Source organism: Hymenobacter sp. BT491, from assembly GCF_014349165.1.
In the GTDB taxonomy this organism is placed as follows: Bacteria; Bacteroidota; Bacteroidia; order Cytophagales; family Hymenobacteraceae; genus Hymenobacter; species Hymenobacter jejuensis.
In genome coordinates, this window is the sequence record NZ_JACSJJ010000003.1 from 408168 (window position 1) to 432353 (window position 24186).

The following is a 24186-nucleotide window of genomic DNA, read 5'->3' on the forward strand; positions in this document are numbered from 1 at the left end:
AGGATTTTTCCGCTATTTTGTAAACTGACAGCGGCCGTGAACATGGTGTACGCGGCCGCTGTCAGGTCTTGCGCATCCATGAAAAAACTCTTGCTTACGTGGCTTTGCCTGCTGCCCTTTCTGGCAGTTGCTCAGAGCGTTACGGTTCCCAATACCCTTGATTTTGCGGGTTTGCACCTGCGCTTCACGCCCGGCGGCCGGACGGCCGTGCAGCAGAAAGTAGACGCCCTACGCCGCTATCAGCCGTCTTTTCAGGCTCGCGTGGATCTGGCCGATGCGTATTTCCCAATTATCGACCGGGTATTTCAGGCCGAAGGACTGCCGCAGGATTTTCATTACCTCGCGCTTCAAGAGAGCGGCTTGCAGGGCGAAGCGCAATCCATTCACGATGCCATTGGCTACTGGCAGTTCAAGCGCGAAGCAGCCCTAGATTTTGGGCTGGTCATGAACGATGTGGTGGACGAGCGCAAGCACATTGTGGCCTCCTCGCACGCGGCGGCGAAATATCTGCTGCGCAACAACGCGGCGCTGCACAATTGGGCCAATACGCTGCTGAGCTACAACCTCGGGCTAAGCGGCACCAAGCCCTACACCCTGCCCACCGACGCAAACGCTTCGGAAATGGAGATTTCGGAACAGACTCATCCTTACATACTTACGTTTCTGGCGCACAAAATCGCCTTTGAATCGGCGGTGGGTCAGAATCCGAAACCCCCGATGATCTTGCAGGAATTTCCGGCGTTGGCCGGGCAGCAGTTGCCCGTCATTGCCCAATCCTTGCAAACTGACCCCAACGAACTCGCCAAGCACAATCGGTGGCTACTCAACGGCGCGGCCATTCCTAGCGACCGCGCCTACACGGTACTGGTGCCCATCACCGACGAAATTCAGCTGACCGCCATTGCTGCCCAGCAGCGCACGGCTACGGCGGGCCAGCTTCTGAACCAACCCCAGATTGACCCCGAAAATGCCGAATTCGTCCGCATCAACGGGCTGCGTGCCATTGTGGCTCTCCCCGGCGACACCAAGGAAACTCTTGCCAAGCGTGCTAAGCTGAAGATGCGTAAGTTCATGCAATTCAATGACTTATTCGCATTCGACAACATCGTGGTAGGCCAACCTTATTTCGTGCAGAAAAAACGCGATAAGGCTGCTGTAGAGTACCACGTTGCCCAATCCGGCGAGAGCGTCGCGACGGTATCGCAGAAGTACGGGGTGCGCGCAAAAGCCATTTTCAACAAAAACCGCATGGCCCGCAACGAGGATCTACGAGTGGGGCGCGTGTTGTGGCTTCAGCATACGCGTCCGCGCGATGTGGCCGTGGAATACGCCGAAGGAAAAAATGAAGTAGCAATGGCTGCTTTCGAGCGCCCGGCAGCCGCCCAGACGCCTATCCCGACTTCGCCGGCCAAGCCTGCCAAACCCCGTACCGCAGAGGCAGAGCCGTATAAAGGCCGCGTTTCCTCGCAAAGTCGTGCGCTGGAAGAAGCATCCTATTCGGATAGCTTAGCGACAGAATCGGTGGCGGCGCCCACGGATAGCGTGAGCGATGCGGGGATGGAAAACCTCAACGATCTGCCCGCCGCAGCCCCTGCCCAAACGCAGCCAGCTCCTCAACAGGCCAACGCGCGGGTGTATTCGGGTCAGCCCGCTTCGAAGCCTGCCCCTGTAGCTGCTGAGCCAGCAACCGAAATATCCATGGATACTACGGCAGCAGCTGTACCAGCAGTCGTTGACACAACGGCAAAAGTGGAACCCGTTGTAAAGGACAACCCAAAAATTGTGTTGCGCGATCCTGCTCCGGCCAAGGCCCCGGTAGCCACGCCCAAACCTGCCGCTGCGCCTGCATCAGCTTCTCCCCAGCCGAGTTCGGCAGTTGTGCCTGCCGCTGCTGTAGAGCCTCTGCCTGCGAACGGCATCCATATTGTGCAAAAAAGCGAATCGCTTTACAGCGTGGCGCGGCGCTATGGCATTCGTCCCGCCGACCTTGCTGCTTGGAACGACTTGCCAGCTAACCCTTCGCTCCGGCTTGGCCAGACGCTCCGGGTGACGCCGCCTGTGGCAGCTGCTCCGGCTGCTGCACCGGTTTCGCCAGCGCCAAAACCAGCTACTCCAGCCACTCCAGCGTCGTCTCCAAAGCCAGCTTCAACTGCTGCTCCGATGGCAGTTTCTACCGTTCGGCACACCGTGGCGGCCGGCGAGTCGATGTATGGCATCTCGCGCAAGTACGGCGTCACCATTAAGCAGATCATGGAGTGGAATGGCAAGCCCGACTTCAACGTACACCCCGGCGAAGTCCTGACAATTCAGGTAGCTAAATAGCTTCTACAACACCTGTTACGGACAGCAAAAAGGGCAGCCATGTGGCTGCCCTTTTTGCTGTCCGTAATTCAAACAATTGGGTTACGCAAAAGCGTAGTCCTGCCGGGAAATTTTGCGGGTGCGCGACTCAAGCAGTTCGATTACTTCCGCATCGCTGGCATAGCGATCGCCTAGGTTGACAAAGTTGCGGGCGAGCAAGTCGTAGCGCTTGGTCATCAAGTAAAAGAAGACGTGCAGGAAGTGAATGCCATCAAACACAATTGCTTCATTATCAGCATATTGCGCTATATTCTTACGAAAGCTGGTCGGGTGCTCAGTCCAGTGCATGGCGGGCTTGAGGTGGTGGCTGATGTGGTAGCCGTCATTCCAGCACTTATGGTTGTACTTGGTATTGATGCAAGTGATGCTGTTGGTGTAGCAGTTGCCGGGCGTTTCGGAGCGGATAAAAGCGTGCTGGGCCCAGTTGCCGAGCATCATTACAATCCGCGAAATCACCAAAGGCAGAATAAAAACCGTGACCGTGGCCTGCCAATTGACGAAACACAGCGCTACGCACAGCGCGATGAACACAAACTCGCCCCGGGCCGAGCGCATGAGCAGCTTTTTCTTCTTCATGATGATGAAGTAATGAAAGAGCCGCGGCAGCCCCAGCACGATAAAATCGCTGAGGTAGTGCAGAAAACCAGCCAGCGAATCGCGCTGGTAGAACATGGTGGAGCTGCGGTCGTCCGGCAGGTTGTTTTCCGGATGGTGCATGCCCATGTGGTGGCTAAAATAGGTTTCCGGCGTCTGGCCAAACATGGGCCCCAGCACCCACGGAATGTAATTGTTGAGAAACTTGTATTGCTTTTTGAACAGGATTCGGTGCGATGTGCAATGCAACATCAACCCGAAAGGTCCTTTGAAATAAAAGTTGTTCAAGCCCTGATAAGCAATGGCTACCACCCACCATTGCCAGTCCGTAACGCCGGGCACAAACAGCAAAATAGCCAGCGGGAGCAACGTAACACTCAGAGCAATAATAAGATGCAAAAAAGGCAAGTCCCGAGGGTCTTGGCACAAGGTGAGCAGTTTTTCATCAAGCCACGAGGGGTGTTCTACCTTCTGGTAGACGGGGTCCGTGGAGGGCAACAATGTTTTCATGGGCAAATGCAACAAACAGGATAAGACCCTCTTCGAGAGCGTCCAGGACATTCTTTAGTTTATATAACTATCTGGATAATAATAACTTATATAACTCGACGACAGCAATACTGTCCAGTTTAGTTCCGTATGGTGGAGCTTATTTTGTACATCTGAGCCGTGTCGTCGGCTAAGGTAGCGCTTTAATAACTGGTACGTCTGAGCTTGCGTCGCTTACCCTAGCCCTGCAACTGCGGGCCGCGACCGATCGGCCAACCCAAAAGCAACCTTTTCTCTGGCCACACTGGCGGCGGCAGTGGCTTACTTGACTACACAAAAAGCTCGGCTTTCGCAACTTTCCTTTCCCGCGCTTCGGCGGTAACTTTACAGAACGCTTCGCGCCGGTCTGTTTAACCTTTGCTCCCATGCCTGTATTCTCGCACCTTCACTGCCACACGCAATATTCGCTTCTCGACGGTCAAGCCAGCATCGCTTCGCTGATGAAAAAGGCCCAAGCCGACGGCATGCCCGCCGTGGCCCTCACCGATCACGGCAACATGTTCGGGGCGTTCAACTTTGTGGCGGAGGCAAACAAGTACAACGTGAAGCCTATCGTGGGCTGCGAGTTTTATTTGGTCGAAGACCGGCACAAGAAGAGCTTCAGCCGCGAGAAAGGCGAGCGCGACATTCGCTACCACCAACTGCTGCTGGCCAAGGACCAAGCCGGTTACCACAACCTCGCCAAGCTCTGCTCGATGAGCTTTATCGAGGGCGTGTACTCGAAGTATCCGCGCATCGACAAGGAGCTGCTGCTGCAATACCACGAAGGCCTGATCGCGACTTCCTGCTGCATCGGTGCGCAGGTACCGCAGGCGATTTTGTGGAAAAGCGAAGACGAAGCCGAAGAAATTCTGAAGTGGTGGATCGACGTGTTTGGCGACGATTATTACATCGAGCTGCAACGCCACGGCCTGATGAACATCGACAACACCGGCAAAAGCCAGGAAGACATCAACCAAGTGTTGCTGAAGTGGGCCAAGAAGTACAACGTCAGAACCATTGCCACCAACGATTCGCATTACGTTGAGCAGCAAGACTTTGCGCCCCACGACTTGCTCTTGTGCGTGAATACGGGTGAAGAGCACAGCATTCCGGTGGGCGACTTCCAGACCCAGTATTTCCGCTTGGTGTCGGCCAACAACGAGGTGCACTACGACCACCTCGACAAGTTGCGTCACCTCGGCAACAAGGACGAGATCATGCGGCGCCAGCTCATGCGCATCGACGAGCAGCAGCAGATGCCCAAGCCTCGCTCCCGCTTCGGTTTCCCCAACGACCAGTTTTATTTCAAGAGCCAGGCGGAGATGATCCATCTCTTTGCCGACGTGCCCGAGGCGATTGACAATACCAACCACATCGTCGACAAAATCACGCCGCCCAAGCTGCAGCGCGATATTCTGCTGCCCAACTTTCCGCTGCCGCCCGAGCACCCTACCGCCGACGCCTTCTTGCGCTTCCTTACCTACAAGGGCGCTTTCGAAGGTCCGCGCCCCCGGTATTCGGAGCGCACACCCGAAATCGAAGAGCGCCTCGACTACGAGTTGCGCGTGATCGAGACGATGGGCTTTGCAGGCTATTTTCTTATTACTCAGGACTTTATCAACCACGGTCGTAACATCGGCGTGGCTGTAGGACCGGGCCGGGGTTCGGCGGCGGGCTCGGCGGTGGCCTACTGCATCGGCATCACCAACATCGACCCGATCAAGTATTCGCTGCTGTTCGAGCGCTTCCTGAATCCGGAACGTGTGTCGATGCCCGATATCGATATCGACTTTGACGACGTGAACCGCCAAAAGGTAATCGACTATGTAGTAGGCAAATACGGCAAAACGCAGGTCGCCCAGATCATCACGTTCGGTACGATGGCGGCCAAGTCGTCGATCAAGGACGTGGCGCGGGCCATGGAGCTGCCGCTGCCCCAGACCAACGACCTAGCCAAGATGGTGCCCGAGCAAGTAGGCACGACGCTAGCCAAGGCCTTTGCCGAAAACCAGGAGCTGGACATGATTCGCCGCGACGAGGCGCCCGACAACCTGCGCGGACAGATCCTGCGCTTGGCCGAGCGTCTCGAAGGTTCGGTGCGCAATACCGGCATTCACGCCGCCGGCGTTATCATCGCGCCGGACGACATCACGAAGTACATTCCGGTTTCGACGTCGAAGGACTCGGATCTGCTTGTTACACAGTTTGATGGCAAGGTAATCGAGTCGGCGGGCATGCTGAAGATGGACTTCCTGGGCCTCAAAACCCTGACCATCATTGTCGACGCCATCAACCTGATCGAACGGAACCACGGCGTCAAGATCGACATCGACGATATTCCGATCGACGACGAGAAAACCTACCAGCTCTACCAGCGCGGCGACACGATTGGCACGTTCCAGTTTGAATCCGAGGGCATGCGCATGTACCTCAAGGACCTCAAGCCGACCAACATCGAGGACCTGATCGCGATGAACGCGCTCTACCGGCCGGGCCCGATGCAGTTTATCCCAAACTTCATCAACCGCAAGCACGGCCGCGAGCCCGTCGAGTACCCGCACGAGCTGCTGGAACCCATCCTGAACTACTCCCAGGGCATCATGGTGTACCAGGAGCAGATCATGCAGACGGCCCAGATCTTGGCCGGCTACTCGCTCGGCGGCGCCGACTTGCTGCGCCGCGCGATGGGTAAGAAGGACATGAAAAAGATGGCTCTGGAGCGCGAGAAATTCGTGGAAGGCGCCAAAAAGCTGCATAGCATTCCCGCGAAGAAAGCCTCCGAGGTGTTCGACGTGATGGAGAAGTTTGCGGCCTACGGCTTCAACCGCTCGCACTCGGCCGCCTACTCGGTGGTCGCCTACCAGACCGGCTACCTCAAGGCCCACTACCCCGCCGAGTACATGGCCGCCGTACTCACGAACAACATGGGCGACATCAAGAAGGTAACGTTCTTCATCGAAGAGGCTCGTAAACAAGGAGTTGCGGTATTAGGGCCCGACGTGAACGAATCTATCCTGAAGTTCAACGTGAACGACAAAGGTCAGATTCGCTTCGGCATGGCCGCCGTGAAAGGCGCCGGCGAAGCGGCCGTGGAAGAAATCGTGCGGGAGCGTGAAAACGCGGGGCCGTACTCCGACATTTTCGACTTCGCCAAGCGCGTGAACCTGCGGGCTGTCAATAAGAAAACCTTCGAAAGCATGGCTCAGGCTGGCGCGTTCGATTCGTTTGAGCGCTACCACCGCCGACAGTTCATCGAAGCGCCTGCCGGCGACCAGAACCTCATCGAGAAGTCGATGCGCATGGGCCAGCAGCACCAAGCGGCTAAAGAATCGGCGCAGCACAGCTTATTCGGCGCTGGGGCTTTCGGAGCTGTGGCCGCGCCGCTGCCCAAAGTTGTGGATATGGAGCCGTGGAGCCCCACCGAGAAGCTGCGCCGCGAAAAGGAAGTAGTGGGCTTCTACCTTTCGGGCCACCCGCTCGATGACTTCAAGCTCGAAATCGACTCGTATTGCACCTGCGGCCTCGACAAAATTGAGACATATAAAAACCGCGATATCACGGTGGCCGGGCTGATCTCAAACGTGCTATTCAAGACGACGAAGACAGGGCAGCCGTTTGTGTCGTTCAACATCGAAGACTACGATTCGTCGCTGAACTTGGCCTTGTTCCGCGACGATTATTCGAAATTCTCGGGCCTGATTAACCCCCGCAACTACGACAAAGAACAGGTGCCGCCCATGTATATCCGGGGCAAATACCAGCAGCGATTCCGCGATTCGGATCAGTTTGAATTTAAGGTTCTTACCATGGAGCCACTTTTCAACGTAGCCGAAAAGCTATCGAATGGCGTGCGCGTGCAGCTCGATCTGCGCACGATTACCGAGCCGTTTATGGACCGGTTTATGGCGGCTGTGGAAGAAGCGCCGGGCTCTAAGAAGCTGGAAATCAAGTTTGCAGAGCCGCACGAACACCTGACAGTGGACACGTATTCGCGGCGCTACCGCATCGAGCCGAAAGAATTTATCCGGAAGATGCGCGAGATGGAAATTGACGCTTGCCAACTGATTTAAACTTTTCGAAACTCTGCCACTCTGGCCGGTTGAACTTTCCGGCTCGCATCTTGTTGAACACGCAATCTGCTACCTTGCATCCCCATTGCTCGTAAGAAGCAGTTTAACGTAATTCACAAAACCCCTACTGTTATGGGACACAAAGCCATCGAAATCACCGATGCTAACTTCGATCAAATTATCAATTCCGATCAGCCCGTGCTCGTAGACTTCTGGGCCGAATGGTGCGGACCTTGCCGCATGGTAGGCCCAGTAGTAGAAGAGCTGGCCGGCGAATACGAAGGCCGCGTTGTGGTGGGCAAGGTCGATGTCGACTCCAATCCTCAGACTTCCGCTAAGTTCGGCATCCGCAGCATCCCGACGCTGTTGGTGTTTAAGAACGGTCAAATCGTAGATAAGCAAGTAGGCGCCGTACCGAAGCACGTTCTGGCCCAAAAACTAGACGCTCAGGTTACTGCCTAATTACCAGTTGCATAGTCAGACAAAAAGCCCCGCTGCCAGATTTGGCAGCGGGGCTTTTTGCATTTGACCCACTCAGAGGTTAGCGCTGATAGCCATACTCACGGTCGCGGTCGCGGCCGTGGTCGTTGTGGCGGCGTTGGGCCTCGTAGCGGGCACGTTCGGCAGCGCGTTGCTGGTCGGCGCGGCGTTGTGCCTCATAACGGGCGCGCTCCTGAGCCACACGGCGTTCTTGTTCGCGCTGGTTCTTGCGTTGCGAAGCTTCGTAGCGGGCACGCTCACCAGCCGACGTATGACGGTCGTTGTTTCTATACTCTTCGGTACGGCGGCCGTCACGCTCGTGATCCGGAATGGTGGTGGCAGCAAAAGAATTGGTGGTGGCCAACAGGCCCACAGCAGCAACAAACGAAAGCAAGGAAGTTTTCATGGGAAAGCGGTTAGGAAAGATTGCCAGAATAACAAAACAGGTTGGCTATCAAAGCCTTACTGCTGAGGCAGCGTACAATACGCTGCTGATATCCCTTAGGCAAGCCTAATGCCAGCTCCCCGAAACCCTAAATCGGGCTATATATATAACCATTTGACTATCAAATATTTGCACAAAACCATATCAAAAGCAATCGACATATAGCGCGAATTGACCGATAGAATAGGGTTAGAAAATTTCTTCGGGAATGCCCGCCAAGGCTTCCGTGGGCGGGACTTGCCGTGGCCGGGTGCCGCCGAAGATGGTAAAGTTGGGGGCAAAGTAAATGGGCAGTGTAAACGTCATGGCCGTGGGCACGTTGTATTCGCGGCCGGGCAGGAAAGCGGGCATGTTTGCCACCACACGACGCGCCTCGTTGTCGACGTCGGGAGCTAGGCCGCGGACAACCTGCACGTGGCTCACCCGGCCATCTTCGCCCACTGTGTAAGACACGTAGACTTTGCCCGTGATGTTCTTGCGGCGCGCGGCCTTCGGATATACTGCGTTGCGGGCCAGATACTGCAACAGCCCTGCCTCGCCACCCGGAAACTGCGGCACCTGCCGGCGCTCCACGGTAGCGGCCGCGTGCGTGCCGTCGGCGTTGTAGAATACAGTGCCCATCGACCTGCCTTTGTCGAGCTGCTCAATGGCGCTGAGTTGGCCCGTGTTGTAATAGTAGCGCCATTCGCCGTGCGGCCGGCCGGCCACGTAGTGCCCTTCGGAGCGCTTTTGGCCATTGCGGTGCACCGATACCCAACGGCCCACACGCTGGCCGTTGTCGTATTCGCCGCGGTTGCTCACTTTGCCATCTTCGTACCACGCGACGTACACGCCATCGGCTTCGTCGTCGCGGTAATGCACTTGACTGGCGCGAGCGCCGTTGGCGTAATACCACGTAAACTGCCCACTGCGGACCGGAGGCTCGATGGTGGAAAAGGTGCCACGCAACAGCAACTGCCCCGCCAACGAATATTCCTGAATGGCGTACGTGCCCGCGCTCTCGTTTTTGCGCTCGATAAGTCGGTAATGAGTAGCGCTGTCGGGCACCGTGGCCTCGTCACGATCGTTGAGGTAAACAGCGGGCATGTTCTGCGCTGCCGCGGCCCACGGAGCAACTAGGCAGACAAATAATGCGACGAGACGGGATTTCATACGCGCAGGCAATTCAAGGTAATCAGGGCCTTACGAAAGATAGGAACAGGCTCGACAGCAGCCAAAAAAGCCTATCGGTTACTTAAAAAAATGCTATATTTCATAAGTAGTAGTCAGTTTCATTCACTCTTTTTTCCCACCCTATTCCCTATGAACCGCGTTCTCACGCTCCTTTTTCCCTTGGCTTTTGCGAGCCTAGCCGCTCAAGCCCAAGACACTACCGCCGTGAATAAGCAAACGGCCGTGCAACACAGCACCTCAGCAGTTATTACCAAAAAGGTAACGAAGCCCGCCGTAGCCAAAAAAACGACTCGAACGACGACAACTTCCAAAGTAGGTGTGCCGGCGCCGAGCACAACCGCGCAGCGCACCACTACCGTCAAGCGGACAAGCCCGCCTGCCAAACCTACTCCTGGCAAAAAAACCACTACGACTACCACAACTACTACCAAAAACGACTTGTAGCGTCATAGAAATTTCCGATTGAGAAAGTCGCAACGATTAACACTACTAATTGTCAATTCCACAAAAAAGGGCTCCCAATTCTGGGAGCCCTTTTTATGAAACTACTGCAACTGAATCGGTCGGTTCAGGCTTTCTTCCAAAGAAATGAGGGTTTCAGTGCGTTCGATTCCGTCGATGAGCTGAATCTGGTCATGCAGAACGTCGCGCAGGTGCTGGGTATCGCGGCATACCAGCCGAGCGAAGATGCTGTAGTTGCCGGTTGTGTAGTTGATGTTCACGACTTCCGGGATCTTGTGCAGTTGCTCGGCCACGTTGTTATACATCGAGCTTTTCAGCAGATAAATGCCCAGAAAGGCAATAACACCGTACCCAAGCTTCTGATAATCAATGCGTAACGTAGCACCTTGCACAATGCCGAGCTCTTCCATTCGGGCCATGCGCACGTGCACGGTGCCCCCCGAAACATGCACCTTGCGGGCGATTTCGGTATAGGGCATTTTCGCGTCGTCAATCAAGAGCGCTAAGATTTTGCGGTCGGTGTCGTCAAGTTCGTAATTACGGGCCATTTTGCAACAGGTTGATTATCGATTTGGCAATGATTCAGAACGAATATTAAAAAGTATGTAAATTTTCAATCATAAGTTTGCCAAAGTTTTATAATAAAGAATCATCTACTACATTTGTCATAATCCAACGCGAACGGCGGGGGAAAGATAAACAACTTGTAGAATGTTGGAATTGGCAGACAAGCCCTCCTCTCTCGGGGGTGAAGATTTGGGATAAACTGGTCCGGCGGCCGGCTAACTGCTTCGTGGAGGTTCGAACCCTTCTTCTACAGCTGAAAATTGGGAATACCGAAGAGGGGAAAAACCGGGACGTATCTGGGTGGGTGCGTCTCTTTTCAGAAGGCTGCATCTGGGTGGGTGCAGCCTTTCTTTTTGGCGCGGCATCAGGCATAATCAGGCCGCAAAGCTGGTTCACTAGCGTGAGAATCTTGTGAAAAATCGGGCAAAGCTCGCTTTTTCCAGTTGTAAAACATACTTCTTCCAAAAGATCAAGAGCCCCTTGCGCAACAAAAGTTGCACGAGGGGCTCTGCTTTTTTTACGGCGACTGTCTACCAAAACCGTTGCGTTAAGCCAAGTATCACGTTGTTTCGGCAGTTGATTTCGGGATTTGAGATTAACCGCCCCCTTCGTTAGTGCTGCTGCACAGCTACTGGTTGGGTTTGTTGGCGGTACTGTTGCAGACCAGCATCCAGAAATTTCACAAAGGTCTCAATATCAGGCTCATAGGCAACAGGCGTTACCAAAGGCTTATTGCCTGCATCATCGGGGTTTAGCAGCACGTAATAGGGCTGTGCATTCACACCGTAGGCATCTATTTGAAAATCAGCATTTTGCTTGCCTAATGTAGTTTTCTGCTGGCCGTCGCGCTTGGAGGTATACCACTCGTTTTTGGGCAGTTCAGCTTTGTCATCTACGTAGAGTGCGACCACTACATAGTCATTGCGTAGGCGCTGCAGCACTTGCGGATCGCTCCACACCGTAGCTTCCATCTTGCGGCAGTTGACGCAGGCATGGCCAGTAAAATCGATGAAAATGGGTTTTTTCTGCTGGCGGGCGCAACGTTTGGCCTGCTCCAGATCGAAGTACCCTTGCAAGCCGTGTGGCAACTCGAGGAAGTTGGCGAAACGTGGTGTTTCGCATAAACTATTAACGGCTGGTACGGCCGGACTGGCAGTAGCCAAAGAGAAATCGTGATTTGACTGCGGCGGCAAGTAGCCCGCCAGCAAGGGCAGCGGCGCCCCTACCAAGCCCGGCACCAAATAGACCATAAAGCTAAACGAGAGCACCGCCATCAGCAGGCGAGGCACACTCAGGTGCGTCAGCTCGCTGTCGTGGGACAGGCGGAACTTGCCCAGCAGGTAAAAGCCCAGCAGCGCCGAAAGCACGATCCAAAGAACGATGTACAAGTCGCGGCTGAGCAGGTTCCAGTGGTAAGCTAAGTCCGCCATACTCAAGAACTTAAGCGCCAGCATCAGCTCGACAAAGCCTAGCACCACTTTTACCGTGTTGAGCCAGCCGCCCGAGCGAGGCAAGCCTTTCAACCACGAGGGGAAAATGGCGAATAAGGTAAATGGCAGCGCAAACGCCAACGAAAAGCCGAACATGCCCACAATTGGCATCATGGTTTCGCCGCGTGCGGCCAAGCCGAGCACCGTTGCCACAATAGGGCCCGTGCACGAAAACGAGACCAGCACCAGCGTGAAGGCCATGAAGAATACGCCGAGCCAACCGCCTTTATCAGCTTGGGCATCGGCCTTGTTGACTAATGCGTGCGGCAACGTGATTTCAAACAGTCCCAGAAAAGACAGGCCAAACACCACAAACACCACAAAGAACAGCAGATTAGGCAGCCAGTGCGTAGCCATAAAGTTTGGCCCATCTTCGCCCAGCAGCCGAGCCACAACAACGCCTATAATGGTGTAAATCAAGATAATAGAGAGACCGTACACCAGCGCCTTCAGAATACCGCGCGCCCGCGTATCGGAGCCGCCGGTGAAGAACGAAACCGTCATGGGTACCATCGGAAAGACACAGGGCGTAAGGAGGGCTGCTAGGCCGGAGATGAAGGCCAGCACGGCAAAACTCCATAAGCCGCCGCTCGTGTTGCTGGCCGAGGCGGCAACCCCAGCCGTAATAGGCGCGCCAGGACCTACGGTAGTGATGGGCGTAGTGGGCTGCTGCGCAACGGAAGCTACCGTAGCCGCAGTAGCTACCGTGTCGGAAGCGGGGGCTGGCGCTGGTTGATCAGAAGCAACATTTGTTGCGGCGGTCGCAGCGGGGGCGGCAGGTGCCGGAACAGCGCCAGTAGCAGGGGAAGCCGGAGCAGGCATTGCACCTGTAGCCTTTCCACTTACCTCGATGGGGCCAAAGGTGAGCGTTTCGTTGCCGGGAACGCAACGGCCGTCGGTATCGGAGCAGGTTTGGTATTCGACGTCGGCTTTGATGCTGAAGGCGCCGGGCTGCAACACTTTGATACGCTGCTTGATCTGGCCGGTTTTTTCGAAGTACGTAACGTCGCCGCCGAAGACTTTGTCAAATTTCTTTTTGGCGCCGATGGACTTGGCGGCACCCACAAGCGTGTAGGCCGGGCTTTTGGCGAAAGTGAAGGTAAAGACTACCGGTCCCAGATCCGGGTCGAAGTCGGTGGCGTAGAGGTGCCACGTATCGTTCATGCGGGCATTAACGATCAGGTCCAGCTCTTCCCCCACTTTCGCCGTGGGGTTGCTGACCGCCGTAGCGAGCTTGGTGGGCGTAAGGATCTGAGCGGCAGCCGACAATAGGCTAAGCCAGAGCAGCAGCGGCAACAGAAGAAGTTTGCGGGGGGCGAACATGGAAAATAATTTGTTCAGCGGAATAAGTCTGATTTTTCCCTGCGGGGAACCAGGTCAACAAACAAAGAACGGCAGGAAGTGTCACAAAGCCGCAATGAACCCTGCGCGCGTCCTTGGAGTTACTACTATTTTGGAATGCCTAACGTCTTGCAAAGTGGCTTAGTTTACGGGAGCGGGAACCGCTTGGGCATATTCTCGTACTTTTGTGAAGCAAAGGGAGCCGGACCGATCGAGTCGAAGCTTCCGCATCTATGGGCTTAAACATTTTTTTCACCGTTCTGCTGGTGTTGCTGAACGGATTTTTTGTGGCGGCGGAGTTTGCGTTCGTCAAAGTTCGCCTCTCGCAGATTGAGGTTAAAGCACAGAGCGGCAATCGCTTGGCGCGCCTTGTGCAGAGCATGCTGCACGACCTCAACTACTACTTATCGGCTACGCAGCTCGGCATTACGCTGGCCTCGCTGGCACTGGGCTGGGTTGGCGAAAGCGTAGTGGCCGAGGTTGTGCTGGCCATTATTCATCAGCTTGGGCTCAAGCTTGAGCCGGGTACGGTGCACAACGTAGCGCTGGCTACTTCTTTTTCGCTCATTACCATTATGCACATTGTGCTGGGCGAGCAGGCGCCTAAGGTACTGGCCATTCAGAAACCCGAAACTACCAGCATTGCCATTGCCGTGCCGCTGTGGGCATTTGCGAAAGTTACGTTTCCGCTCATCTGGCTCCTCGATAAGCTTTCTAACCTGGTAGCCGGCCTTTTCGGCGGACAGGCCACGCACGCTGCCGATGTGCACTCAGCCGAAGAAATCCGGCTGCTGCTCGACCAGAGTAAGCAGAGCGGCGAGATCCACGAGTCGGAACACGAGATGATTGAGAACGTGTTCGAGTTCAACGATCGGATGGTGAAGCAGATTATGGTGCCACGCACCAAGCTGGCCGCCATCGACGTGAATGCTCCGCAGGAACAAGTGCTCGAAGCCGTGTACACCGAGGGCTATTCGCGGATGCCGGTCTACGAAGGCAACATCGACAACATTGTGGGCATCCTGTACGTGAAGGACTTGCTGCAACTGATCCGGCGCAACGAGACCATCGTGCTGCCCAAGATCATGCGGCCGGCCTACTTTGTGCCCGAAACCAAAAAGATCAACCGGCTGCTTCGCCAGTTTCAGCGCAAACACATGCACATCGCCATCGTGTCGGACGAGTTTGGTGGCGTGTCGGGCATCGTTACCATCGAAGACATCATCGAAGAGCTGGTTGGCGAAATTCAGGATGAGTACGATAACGAGGTGCCGGTGGTGGAGAAAGTCTCCGAAACCGAATACCGCGTCAATACCTCCACGCCCATCCCCGACGCCAACGAATACCTTCCCTATCCGCTGCCGGAAGGTGAAGACTACGAAACCGTTGGCGGCTTGCTCAACGTGATTTACGGCAACATTCCCGAAGTCGGCGACGTGGCTGTCCTTGACAACTACGAGTTTCGGGTGCTGAAACGCTCACGGCGGTCGGTGGAGCTGGTGCAGCTTCGCGTAACCGTTCCGCAAGAACGCGAAGAGGTTTCGGACGATGGATTGTCTTTATAACGTAAACACTTGACAATCAAACATATATAAAGAGAGCCGACTACGTGTAGTCGGCTCTCTTTGTATGTCCCCGTTGGGCCTAAACTTTTGCCGGCACTTCTGCCGCTGGCTCAAACCAACTGGCATACAGCACATAATTATCGGCGGTGCGGCGCAGGTTGGCCAATTGCTCGGCGCTTACCGGTTTGATTTTACGAGCCGGAACGCCTGCGTAGAGGTAGCCCGGCTCGCACTGCGTATTTTCCAGCACCACGGCACCCGCGGCCACGATGCAGCCCTGCCCGATCACGGCGCCGTCCATCACAATGGCGCCCATCCCGATCAGCACGTCGTCTTCTACGGTGCAGCCGTGTACGATGGCGCGGTGGCCGATGCTCACGCGGGCTCCGATGGTCGTGGCCGCCTTCAGGTAGGTGCAATGAATGACCGCGCCGTCCTGAATATTGGTGTGGTCGCCGACGCGAATGGCGTTTACGTCGCCGCGCACTACGGCCGTAAACCAGACGGTGCAGTGGGCACCCAGCACCACGTCGCCGACGATGGTGGCATTATCGGCCAGGAAGCAATCGGGACCAATTTGGGGAGATACTCCTTTGACGGCAAGAATGAGAGCAGGCATGGAAGTCAGGTAAATATTCGTTAAATTAAATAGAAGCTGATGGGTGCTGTGCATCAGCTTGTTAAGACATTCCCTTAGCCGGGATGAGCGTCTGTTGCCTATCGGGCTGCGGTGAGAGATGGCTTTGGTTTGCAGCCCTTCCTCAATCAAAAAGCTGCTACAATCATGAACGAACAGCAAAACACCCAAACGGTGCAGGAAGGATACGCGCTTTTCGGCAAAGGCGACATTCCGAACCTGCTGAACCTCTACACAGACGACGTTGAGTTTATCATTCCGGGCTCAGCCGAAACTGTTCCTTTTGCGGGCGTGTATCGGGGCAAGGAACAAGTAGCGGCGTTTTTTGCCAAGCTCCACGATGCCATGGATTACGAACGATTTGAGCCCCAAAATTATATCGCTCAGGGCGACCGCTTAGTTGTGCTGGGGTTTTCTAAGGGCAAAGTGCGCGCTACCGGGCGAACTAATGAGGAAGAATGGGCGCACTCCTTCATCATGCAGGATGGCAAAGTAGCGCGTTTTCAAGCGTATCTGGATACTGAAGCCAGCATGAAAGCCTTTCGGAGCAACCGAGACATGGCAGAATTCTAGATATCACTCACCCTACACCTAACCCATCGGACCGAGCCCGGCGAGCTATTTCTGCATCAGTAGCTGCTGGGCTCAACACCGGCGCTTATCCGCCTGCTAAAAATCCGCCTGCTAACGCGCCAGCATGCGTTTCCAAGTGCCTTTGGTGAAGTTGTATTTCAGGGTGCTGGGTAAAGCTTGCCAGAAGTATTTGTTTACTTCTACGGCAAAGCTGGGCTGCATGTAGCAGTTAATGGTGCAGCCTTCGCATTGCGGCAAACGGCCTTCCAGCGCGGCCAGCCGCTGCACTTCCCCCGAGGTATAGAGTGTATGCAGCTCGCCGTTGATGGGAAATTTTTGCTCGCCCAAGTGGTAGCAGGGCAGCACCAATTCATTGCTTGGCGATATCACCAGCGTGGTGCTTGCGGCGCGGCATACGGGCGCGGCTATGTGGTTACCACCATCTTTGCGCAACTGAATAAACGCTTCGTTGAGGTACACGCCTTTCTTTTTGCCGAAAGCCGATAGATAATCCAGTTCCGCGGCCGTCAGCTGCTCGCCGGTTTCGACGCTGTTGTACTCAAATGCCGGATTTATAATCAGCACTAGATCATTGGGTTGCGTTATTTCGCGGTAGACGACTTCCAGATCGGCGAGGTTCTCGCGGAAGACCGTAAACAGGATGTCGGGCCGCTCGCCCAGTTCTTTGGCGACGCGAATGCTTTCCAGCACAAAATCGAAGCATGCCACGCCGCGGCCGCGGTCGTGTACTTCCTTTTCGGAGGCATCCAAGGAGAAGTGCAGCATGTCCACTTTGCCGCGCAGCCGTTCGGCGTACTTGGGGTACAGCAAGCAGTTGGTGGTGAGCGTCGTAATGAAGCCCATGTCGTGGGCCAGGCCCACAAACTCATGAATCTGGCGATGCAAGAGCGGCTCGCCACCCGTGAAATCGACAACGTTTACGCCCAAGCGCTTGAGGTCGCGCAGGTTCTGCTCGACGTCGGCAAGCTGAATGTAGGGCGACGGTTTCTCCCAGATATCGCAGAAGGAACAGCGCGCGTTGCAGCGGTAAGTAACGTAATAGTTGCAGAGTACCGGATGACGAACGAGGCGCATGTTCGCAAAGGTAGGGCAATGCGGGGAAGCGCCGGCTCAGCTTAATGCTGAAGCTCACCCCAGCTTCGCTCCCACCGCGCCGGAGTGGCAGCCAGCGCAGCGGCATCCGCCGGCCCATAATGCTCCAAATAATAGTTGCAGAAGCCTTTTAAGGGGCACCGCGGGCAATCGGGCTTTGTAAAGAAGCAGATGTGCTGCCCGAGCCAATAATTGTGTTTGTGAAAATTGAGCAGCACCACCGAATCTTTAGGCAGCAGCGCGAGCAGAACCTGATGCGCTTTGTCGGTTGATACTTTCGGGCCGATCATCCCGACGCGCTGAGCCACGCGGTGCACGTGCGTATCGACGGGCAATACCGGTTTCTGGAAGTTGAAAAGCAGCACCAGCGAAGCCGTTTTCAGCCCAATGCCGGGCATGTCGGTGAGCCATTGCAAGCCTTGCTCCACGGGCCATTCGGCCAGAAAGTCGAGGGTAAACTCGCCGCGCTCGGCTTTGATGCGTCGCAGAATTTCCTGGATGCGGGGCGCCTGCGTATCGGGCCAGCGCGTGGTCCGTATGGCGTGCGCCAATTCTTTCACCGGCGCGGCCAGCACACCTTCCCAATCGCCAAAGGTTTCGAGCATGCGATCGTACGCCAGTTCTTCATCAACGTGCGTTGTGCGGTGCGAAAGCAGCGTCGAAATCAGCTCGCGCATGGGGATGCGGCGTGGTTCCAAAGGCAAAGGGCCGAAGAACTGATTCAGAATCTCGTGGTCTTGCCAGGCTTTTTGGGCGGGAGTGAGTGTGTAGGCATCGGTCATGCTCGGTTGTACCGCCGGGTTATTGCCGGGGTTACAGAGCAATTCAAGTCTACGCGACTTATTAACTTAATATATTGATTATCAGATATTTATAAAACATCGCATCCTTTCGACTTACACAAAAAAACCGGCGGCATCACAAGGACGCCGCCGGGTTGGCAATAGGTGTAGTGCGAAATTGTCGAAGCTTAGATCTGGCCTTTTTCGGCAGCTTTCTTCAGCTTTTCGTTGGCATAGATGGCAACCTCCACGCGACGGTTGGCATCCCGACCAGCTTCGGTCGAGTTGTCGGCGATGGGCTGGTGCGAACCGTAGCCTTTCACCTCAAAACGCGAAGACTCCACGCCTTGGCCTTGGGCATAATTAGCAACGGCCTGCGCGCGGCGTACCGACAGCGGATCGTTGATGGCATCGCTACCGGTGTTGTCGGTGTGGCCTTCAATCAGCACGTTGGTGTCTTTGTATTTGATCAGCGTAGCAGCCAGCTTAGCAATGTTGGCCTGCGCAGTCGAAGTCAGGTTAGAAGAGTTTTTGGCAAACAGGATACCCGAATCAAAGGTGATCTTGATGCCTTCGCCAACGCGCTCTACAGTGGCGCCGGCCATGTCTTTCTTCAGCTCAGCAGCTTGCTTGTCCATCCGACGGCCGATCAGGGCACCGGCACCACCGCCTACTGCGGCTCCGATGATGGCACCACCAGCGGTGCTGTTCTTGCCGCCAATCACGCGGCCGAGTACGCCACCAATTACGGCACCGCCACCGGCCCCGATCAGGCCGCCTTTGGCCGTTTTGCTCCACGGCTTCTTGGCTGTAGTGGTCGTGGTTTGAGCTTCCGCAAAGTTGCTACCGAGCAACAGCAAGGCGAGCAGAGCTACGAAATATGAGCGGAACGTTGTCATAATCTTGGGGTTTGTTTTGGTATGATTTGGGAAGCAGTTGGGGAATGCGCTTGGCCACCTAAAGAGATTTTGCGGTGGCTACCAGCTGCGGTCACTTGAATTGCAACCACCTTGCCAAAAACGGGAAGCGCGCCCCAAAATTGCATAAAAACCCATTATCAAGAGAATAACAAGGTTTTTTGTCCTTCGAAATTCCTGCAAAAACCCTGAAAAACAACGCGGTTACGACAAAAAATAAGACCACATCTTTTTGATGTGGTCTTGGCAATCAAAGCCCTTAAAGCGGTGCCTGGATGGCTTGACAGCCTTATTTTTTATAAGCACTGTACCGCACGGGGTCTTTCTTCTTGTCTTTTTTGCGGCCAATAATGGCGCCGCCTACAGCACCTGCCGCGCCGCCGATCAAAGCGCCTTTGCCCCGATCGCCTTTACCGGCAATCACGGCGCCGGCTACGGCACCGCTACCCGCCCCGATGGCAGCGCCTTTGCCTTTGTTGCTCCAACCTTTTTTGGTGGTTTGGGCGTGGGCGAAGTTGGTGCTCAGCATAATCATGGCCACGATCATGGCCAAATATAACTTGAAGGTTTTCATGACTTCCTAGTTTAATGAAAATGAACAATGGGATTATGCATCTTCAACGCAAGTAGCCGGGTCCAAGGTTACACGAAAGCTGAAGCACAAGTTGCTCGCTATTATCCCACGTTACCTCCCAGTACTAGCACCATGATTTCCACAAAAAAGGCCGCACAATCTGCGCGGCCTTTTTCACTAAACTGTTGATTTTCAAATGATTACAGACGACCTTCTTCGGCTGCCTTTTTCATCTTTTCGTTGGCATAGATTGCTACCTCTACCCGGCGGTTGGCTTGACGGCCTTCAGCAGTAGTATTGTCAGCAATCGGCTGCGTAGAGCCGTAGCCTTTTGTGGAAATACGAGCAGCATCCACGCCTTTCTGGCGTGTGTAGGCAGCTACCGATTCAGCGCGGCGCTCCGACAGAGGCTGGTTGATGGCGTCGCTACCGGTGTTGTCGGTATGGCCTTCGATGAGGATATTGGTGTCGGGATATTTCTGCAGCGTGGTGGCCATCTTCTCGATTTCCGTCATCGAAGCAGGGCGCAGCGTGGCGCTGTTCACGTCGAACAGGATGCCAGCATCAAAGGTGATCTTGATGCCTTCGCCTACGCGCTCAACTTTGGCGTTGGCCATGTCCTTCTGCAGTTCTTCGGCCTGCTTGTCCATCTTGCGTCCGATGAGTGCACCGCCGGCTCCACCCACAGTGGCTCCGATGATGGCTCCGGCTGCCGTACCCGATTTGCCCCCGATCACGCGGCCCAGTACAGCTCCTGCTACCGCTCCGCCACCAGCACCTAGTAAGCCACCTTTGGCCGTTTTGCTCATGCCCGTTTTGCGAGCGCCAGTGCCGTTGCCTTCGGGTAAGTTGCTGGTGTTGCCCGTGTTACTGCCCGCATTCTGGGAGGTAGCACAAGAGCCCAACAGCAACGTGAGTGCCATGAAGAAAGAGAGAATGGATTTGGGAGATTTCATCAGATTAAAATTGGTGGAAAGAAAAAGAACAGTGGAGTTCGCTTCCGTTGGTGCTTTACTCCGCTTTGGCTAAAAATGTTCTTAGCACTGCAGGTGATGCCTGCAACTGATTGGGAGTGAACTAATAACCAGCCACAAAGCCAGAAAAGCCCAACATTCGCGCTCAGAACACGATTGTCAGGCTTTCCAAAAAGCTTGCCGAAAACGCAGCGGCGCTATACCCGCTGTTTCGTCCGCGGAGCAGTGGCTTCGGCCGCCGCCGACACTTCCACGGGGCGCAACAACAGCAGCAAGTCGGTGAGTTGCTGCTTTAGCTCTTTGCGGTCGACGATAAAATCGAGGAAGCCGTGCTCCAGCACAAACTCGGCACTTTGGAAGTCCTTCGGTAAGTCTTTGCCGATCGTTTCTTTGATCACGCGCGGCCCTGCAAACCCGATGAGGGCGCCGGGTTCGGCAATATTGAAGTCACCCAGCATGGCAAACGAAGCCGTTACGCCGCCCGTGGTGGGGTCGGTGAGCATCGAAATGTAGGGCAGGCCCGCTTCTGAGAGCAACGCCAGCTTAGCCGACGTTTTAGCCATCTGCATCAGTGAGTAGCCAGCTTCCATCATGCGCGCTCCTCCCGATTTGCTGATCATCAGGAACGGTAGGCGGTTTTGGCGCGCGTAATCGATGGCGCGGGCAATCTTTTCGCCTACCACCGAGCCCATCGAGCCACCGATGAATTTGAAATCCATGCACGCCACCACCAGGCCCAGCCCGTTTAGGTGGCCGTGTGCCGTGCGGACGGCATCGCGCAAGCCTGTTTGCTTCTGCGTGGCGGCCACGCGCTGCGGGTAGGCTTTGGTGTCGACGAAGTGCAACGGGTCGGCCGAGCTCAGCTCAGCGTCCAGCTCCACAAACTGGTTGTTATCGAACAGAATCTCGAAGTACTCGTCCGAGTCGATCCGATCGTGGTGATTGCATTTGGCGCAGGTATAGAGCAGCCGCTTGTGCTCGGCCATGGTGGCTACCGTTTTGCACTCGGGACATTTGTACCACAGGCCATCGGGAGTTTCCTTTTTTTCCTCCGTCGGCGTGACAATGCCTTTTTCTACGCGCTTAAACCAAGACATATTGTTGAAATTATCGTGTATCCGTTACCCTACAGTTGGTAGCAAAGTTGCGAGTAAGTCAGACGAATTCGGCATTCAAAAGCCTAATTCATAACCACCTGATTTACTGATGCTTATACAAACAAAGGATAACTCTTTTCGTTACGCTAGTGTGATGGACTCGTCGAGGTAAATGTCCTGAATCGCGTTCAGCAACTCCACTCCCTCGGCAAAAGGCCGCTGAAATGCTTTCCGGCCCGAAATAAGGCCCTGACCGCCCGCTCGCTTGTTGATGATGGCCGTTTTGATGGCCTGATCACGGTCGCCGGCGCCGAGGCTTTCGCCGCCGGAGTTGATCAGGCCAATGCGGCCCATATAACAGTTAACGACTTGGTAACGAGTCAGATCAATCGGGTTATCCGACGACAGCGACTCGTACATAGCCGGGTGGGTTTTGCCGAATTTGAGGGTCGTGAAGCCGCCGTTGTTTTCCGGCAGCTTTTGTTTGATGATGTCCGCCCCGATGGTCACGCCCAAGTGGTTGGCTTGGCCCGTCAGATCGGCCGCGACATGGTAATCTTTGTCGGCAGTTTTGAAGGCGTTGTTGCGGGTATAGCACCACAAAATGGTGGCCATGCCCAACTCGTGCGCCCGCTCAAAAGCCGCCGATACTTCCTGAATTTGCCGGTTCGACTCGTCGGAGCCAAAATAAATCGTCGCTCCCACAGCCGTTGCGCCCAAGTTCCAAGCTTCTTCCACCGATCCGAACAGAATCTGGTCGAACTTATTGGGGTACGTAAGCAATTCGTTGTGGTTGATTTTCACCACGAACGGGATTTTGTGCGCGTACTTTCTGGCGACGGTGCCAAAGGTGCCAAACGTAGTCGCGACGGCATTGCAACCGCCTTCCACGGCCAGCCGGATGATGTTTTCCGGATCGAAATAGATGGGGTTTGGGCCAAACGAAGAGCCGGCCGTGTGCTCAATGCCTTGGTCTACCGGCAAAATTGACATGTAGCCCGTGCCCGCCAAGCGGCCGTGGTGGTAAAGCTGCCCCAGTGCGCGCAGCACTTGCGGCGTACGGTTGGAAGGCACAAAGCAACGGTCCAGAAAATCGGGGCCGGGCTGGTGCAGCAGGTCCTTCGCCACGGTTTTGCACTCGTGCTGCAGTAGTGCTTCCACTTCGGCCGAGCGGGTGAAAGTTGCAGAAGCCATTCAGGGTTGGGTTGGGGAAAAGAGGCAGAGATCAGTGGACAAATATAGGCCGAAAATCGGTTTGCCGGAGGCCGTGGGTTGGAAGATGCGGCCTCCAGTGGCTACCTTGTCGCGGGTCTGTGTAGTCAGGTCGATTACCGGGCCCGAACCTCGTTTTACCAGATGTTTTCTCTGTGAAGTACTCCTCCCCTCTGCTCCTGACCTCGCTGGCGTTAGCGGCCTCCACGCTGCTGCCAAGCTGCGTGGCCTCCAAGAAATACGACGATTTGCGGGCCCGCCAGACGGCCACCGAAGAAGCCAAAGCCGACGTAGAGCGCCAGCAACGCCAAGCCGTAGCCGAGCTGAAAAAGGCCTCCGATGAACTGGCCGAGCTGCGCCTCACCAATCGCCGCCTCGTCGACGACTCGACGCAGACCGGCAACGCCCTGCGCCGTACGCGCACGCTTTATAATCAACTAACCGACAGCTACGATAAGCTGCTCAAAAACAGCGACCGCGCCATGGCCGATAAGTCGGCTGACTACAACAAAGTGGCGAAAGACCTAGCGCGCCGCGAAGCCGAACTGGGCGAACTCGACGCCAGCTTGCAAAAGACCAACGCCGATCTGAAAGCCCGGGAAGCCAAAGTGGCTGAGTTGCAACAGGCCTTGGCCGCTAAAGACAAAGCCGTTAACGACTTGAAAGCCAAGGTCAGCAACGCATTGCTCAGCTTCAAGGCCAGCGATCTGCAGGTAAAAATGAAAGACGGCAAAGTGTACGTGTCGCTTTCCGAACAACTCTTGTTTAAATCGGGCTCTACCAAAGTCGACCCCAAAGGGCAGGAAGCCCTGAAAAAACTGGCCGCTGTGCTGCAAGAGCAACGCGACGTGAATGTGGTAGTGGAAGGCCACACCGACAACGTGCCGATTGTAAAAGGCACCCAAGGCATGCAGGACAACTGGGACCTAAGCGTGTTGCGCGCCACCGAAATTTCGCGGCTGCTCACCGCCGGCGGCGTAGCACCCGAACGCATCACGGCTTCGGGCCGCTCGCAGTATCTACCTGTTTCTAAGAATGATACGCCCGCCAACAAAGCCCTGAACCGCCGCACCGAAATCATCCTGACGCCCAAGCTGGATGAGCTCTTTAAGATTCTGGATACCAATTCTACCTCAGACGCTAAGTAATTGATTGTCAAACATTTAACAAAAAGGCCCGTTCTCGCTGAGAACGGGCCTTTTTGTTAATATGAGCCAACGAAACGGAA

Annotated in this window: 20 protein-coding genes; 7 read left to right on the forward strand and 13 right to left on the reverse strand. The window is 55.2% G+C overall.

Translation table 11 applies throughout. The annotated features are described in order from the left end of the window. Positions 1-78 precede the first annotated feature (78 nt). Positions 79-2322 carry a LysM peptidoglycan-binding domain-containing protein gene (locus tag H9I52_RS13250; protein ID WP_187454261.1) on the forward strand — a complete coding sequence of 748 codons (2244 nt, stop codon included), beginning with the start codon at positions 79-81 and terminating at the stop codon, positions 2320-2322. Between the two features lie 81 nt (positions 2323-2403). On the opposite strand, the gene H9I52_RS13255 is transcribed toward H9I52_RS13250, so the two are convergent. After that, positions 2404-3465 (reverse strand): fatty acid desaturase family protein, encoded by a 1062-nt coding sequence (locus H9I52_RS13255; RefSeq protein ID WP_187454262.1) that lies wholly within the window; start codon positions 3463-3465, stop codon positions 2404-2406. 404 nt (positions 3466-3869) lie between these two features. On the opposite strand from H9I52_RS13255, the gene dnaE reads away from it, so the two are divergent. Next, the gene (gene dnaE / locus H9I52_RS13260; RefSeq protein ID WP_139516105.1) at positions 3870-7556 is read left to right on the forward strand and encodes a DNA polymerase III subunit alpha; all 3687 of its coding nucleotides are present in this window, start codon (positions 3870-3872) and stop codon (positions 7554-7556) included. A gap of 132 nt (positions 7557-7688) precedes the next feature. Further along, entirely contained in the window at positions 7689-8018 is a 330-nt protein-coding gene (trxA, locus tag H9I52_RS13265) for a thioredoxin (protein ID WP_139516104.1), read from the forward strand. Between the two features lie 79 nt (positions 8019-8097). Here the strand turns inward: trxA and H9I52_RS13270 are convergent, their stop codons facing one another. Further along, entirely contained in the window at positions 8098-8442 is a 345-nt protein-coding gene (locus tag H9I52_RS13270; protein WP_187454263.1) for a hypothetical protein, read from the reverse strand. A 228-nt stretch (positions 8443-8670) separates the two neighbouring features. Further along, the gene (locus tag H9I52_RS13275) at positions 8671-9633 is read right to left on the reverse strand and encodes an energy transducer TonB (RefSeq protein ID WP_187454264.1); all 963 of its coding nucleotides are present in this window, start codon (positions 9631-9633) and stop codon (positions 8671-8673) included. 150 nt (positions 9634-9783) lie between these two features. Here H9I52_RS13275 and H9I52_RS13280 point away from each other — a divergent pair, with 150 nt between their 5' ends. Beyond that, positions 9784-10098: a hypothetical protein gene (locus H9I52_RS13280; RefSeq protein ID WP_187454265.1), complete on the forward strand. Its 315-nt coding sequence runs from the start codon at positions 9784-9786 to the stop codon at positions 10096-10098. Positions 10099-10199: 101 nt separating this feature from the next. Here H9I52_RS13280 and H9I52_RS13285 read toward each other — a convergent pair whose 3' ends face one another. Together H9I52_RS13285 and H9I52_RS13290 are read right to left on the reverse strand one after the other, a co-directional pair. Further along, the gene (locus H9I52_RS13285; protein WP_139516100.1) at positions 10200-10664 is read right to left on the reverse strand and encodes an Lrp/AsnC ligand binding domain-containing protein; all 465 of its coding nucleotides are present in this window, start codon (positions 10662-10664) and stop codon (positions 10200-10202) included. 630 nt (positions 10665-11294) lie between these two features. Next, positions 11295-13496: a protein-disulfide reductase DsbD family protein gene (locus H9I52_RS13290; RefSeq protein ID WP_187454266.1), complete on the reverse strand. Its 2202-nt coding sequence runs from the start codon at positions 13494-13496 to the stop codon at positions 11295-11297. A gap of 251 nt (positions 13497-13747) precedes the next feature. On the opposite strand from H9I52_RS13290, the gene H9I52_RS13295 reads away from it, so the two are divergent. Next, complete coding sequence (locus tag H9I52_RS13295) at positions 13748-15079, forward strand: hemolysin family protein (RefSeq protein ID WP_139516098.1); 1332 nt, start codon at positions 13748-13750, stop codon at positions 15077-15079. A gap of 79 nt (positions 15080-15158) precedes the next feature. Here the strand turns inward: H9I52_RS13295 and H9I52_RS13300 are convergent, their stop codons facing one another. Beyond that, a complete protein-coding gene (locus tag H9I52_RS13300; RefSeq protein WP_187454267.1) occupies positions 15159-15698 on the reverse strand; it encodes a gamma carbonic anhydrase family protein in 540 nt (179 codons plus the stop codon). 165 nt (positions 15699-15863) lie between these two features. Between H9I52_RS13300 and H9I52_RS13305 the strand changes: the two genes are divergently transcribed. Next, positions 15864-16289 carry a nuclear transport factor 2 family protein gene (locus H9I52_RS13305; RefSeq protein WP_187454268.1) on the forward strand — a complete coding sequence of 142 codons (426 nt, stop codon included), beginning with the start codon at positions 15864-15866 and terminating at the stop codon, positions 16287-16289. Between the two features lie 111 nt (positions 16290-16400). Here the strand turns inward: H9I52_RS13305 and H9I52_RS13310 are convergent, their stop codons facing one another. From H9I52_RS13310 to H9I52_RS13340, 7 genes are all read right to left on the reverse strand, one after another. Beyond that, a complete protein-coding gene (locus H9I52_RS13310; RefSeq protein ID WP_187454269.1) occupies positions 16401-17384 on the reverse strand; it encodes a radical SAM protein in 984 nt (327 codons plus the stop codon). 41 nt (positions 17385-17425) lie between these two features. Continuing rightward, complete coding sequence (gene nth / locus H9I52_RS13315; RefSeq protein ID WP_187454270.1) at positions 17426-18184, reverse strand: endonuclease III domain-containing protein; 759 nt, start codon at positions 18182-18184, stop codon at positions 17426-17428. 188 nt (positions 18185-18372) lie between these two features. Further along, on the reverse strand, positions 18373-19083 hold the full coding sequence (locus H9I52_RS13320) for an OmpA family protein (protein ID WP_139516094.1): 711 nt from the start codon (positions 19081-19083) through the stop codon (positions 18373-18375). Positions 19084-19390: 307 nt separating this feature from the next. Beyond that, complete coding sequence (locus H9I52_RS13325; RefSeq protein ID WP_262386071.1) at positions 19391-19675, reverse strand: YMGG-like glycine zipper-containing protein; 285 nt, start codon at positions 19673-19675, stop codon at positions 19391-19393. A gap of 200 nt (positions 19676-19875) precedes the next feature. Next, complete coding sequence (locus H9I52_RS13330; protein WP_262386072.1) at positions 19876-20631, reverse strand: OmpA family protein; 756 nt, start codon at positions 20629-20631, stop codon at positions 19876-19878. 215 nt (positions 20632-20846) lie between these two features. Continuing rightward, positions 20847-21746: an acetyl-CoA carboxylase, carboxyltransferase subunit beta gene (accD, locus tag H9I52_RS13335; RefSeq protein ID WP_187454271.1), complete on the reverse strand. Its 900-nt coding sequence runs from the start codon at positions 21744-21746 to the stop codon at positions 20847-20849. A gap of 141 nt (positions 21747-21887) precedes the next feature. Next, positions 21888-22940 carry a class I fructose-bisphosphate aldolase gene (locus tag H9I52_RS13340; RefSeq protein WP_187454272.1) on the reverse strand — a complete coding sequence of 351 codons (1053 nt, stop codon included), beginning with the start codon at positions 22938-22940 and terminating at the stop codon, positions 21888-21890. Between the two features lie 173 nt (positions 22941-23113). On the opposite strand from H9I52_RS13340, the gene H9I52_RS13345 reads away from it, so the two are divergent. Continuing rightward, positions 23114-24106: a flagellar motor protein MotB gene (locus tag H9I52_RS13345; RefSeq protein ID WP_316248039.1), complete on the forward strand. Its 993-nt coding sequence runs from the start codon at positions 23114-23116 to the stop codon at positions 24104-24106. Positions 24107-24186 lie beyond the last annotated feature (80 nt).

Excerpts from the sequence above, each read along its gene's own strand:
- H9I52_RS13250 (WP_187454261.1), top strand. The coding sequence starts at position 79 with ATGAAAAAACTCTTGCTTACGTGGCTTTGCCTGCTGCCCTTTCTGGCA.
- H9I52_RS13255 (WP_187454262.1), bottom strand. The coding sequence starts at position 3,465 with ATGAAAACATTGTTGCCCTCCACGGACCCCGTCTACCAGAAGGTAGAA.
- dnaE (WP_139516105.1), top strand. The coding sequence starts at position 3,870 with ATGCCTGTATTCTCGCACCTTCACTGCCACACGCAATATTCGCTTCTC.
- trxA (WP_139516104.1), top strand. The coding sequence starts at position 7,689 with ATGGGACACAAAGCCATCGAAATCACCGATGCTAACTTCGATCAAATT.
- H9I52_RS13270 (WP_187454263.1), bottom strand. The coding sequence starts at position 8,442 with ATGAAAACTTCCTTGCTTTCGTTTGTTGCTGCTGTGGGCCTGTTGGCC.
- H9I52_RS13275 (WP_187454264.1), bottom strand. The coding sequence starts at position 9,633 with ATGAAATCCCGTCTCGTCGCATTATTTGTCTGCCTAGTTGCTCCGTGG.
- H9I52_RS13280 (WP_187454265.1), top strand. The coding sequence starts at position 9,784 with ATGAACCGCGTTCTCACGCTCCTTTTTCCCTTGGCTTTTGCGAGCCTA.
- H9I52_RS13285 (WP_139516100.1), bottom strand. The coding sequence starts at position 10,664 with ATGGCCCGTAATTACGAACTTGACGACACCGACCGCAAAATCTTAGCG.
- H9I52_RS13290 (WP_187454266.1), bottom strand. The coding sequence starts at position 13,496 with ATGTTCGCCCCCCGCAAACTTCTTCTGTTGCCGCTGCTGCTCTGGCTT.
- H9I52_RS13295 (WP_139516098.1), top strand. The coding sequence starts at position 13,748 with ATGGGCTTAAACATTTTTTTCACCGTTCTGCTGGTGTTGCTGAACGGA.
- H9I52_RS13300 (WP_187454267.1), bottom strand. The coding sequence starts at position 15,698 with ATGCCTGCTCTCATTCTTGCCGTCAAAGGAGTATCTCCCCAAATTGGT.
- H9I52_RS13305 (WP_187454268.1), top strand. The coding sequence starts at position 15,864 with ATGAACGAACAGCAAAACACCCAAACGGTGCAGGAAGGATACGCGCTT.
- H9I52_RS13310 (WP_187454269.1), bottom strand. The coding sequence starts at position 17,384 with ATGCGCCTCGTTCGTCATCCGGTACTCTGCAACTATTACGTTACTTAC.
- nth (WP_187454270.1), bottom strand. The coding sequence starts at position 18,184 with ATGACCGATGCCTACACACTCACTCCCGCCCAAAAAGCCTGGCAAGAC.
- H9I52_RS13320 (WP_139516094.1), bottom strand. The coding sequence starts at position 19,083 with ATGACAACGTTCCGCTCATATTTCGTAGCTCTGCTCGCCTTGCTGTTG.
- H9I52_RS13325 (WP_262386071.1), bottom strand. The coding sequence starts at position 19,675 with ATGAAAACCTTCAAGTTATATTTGGCCATGATCGTGGCCATGATTATG.
- H9I52_RS13330 (WP_262386072.1), bottom strand. The coding sequence starts at position 20,631 with ATGAAATCTCCCAAATCCATTCTCTCTTTCTTCATGGCACTCACGTTG.
- accD (WP_187454271.1), bottom strand. The coding sequence starts at position 21,746 with ATGTCTTGGTTTAAGCGCGTAGAAAAAGGCATTGTCACGCCGACGGAG.
- H9I52_RS13340 (WP_187454272.1), bottom strand. The coding sequence starts at position 22,940 with ATGGCTTCTGCAACTTTCACCCGCTCGGCCGAAGTGGAAGCACTACTG.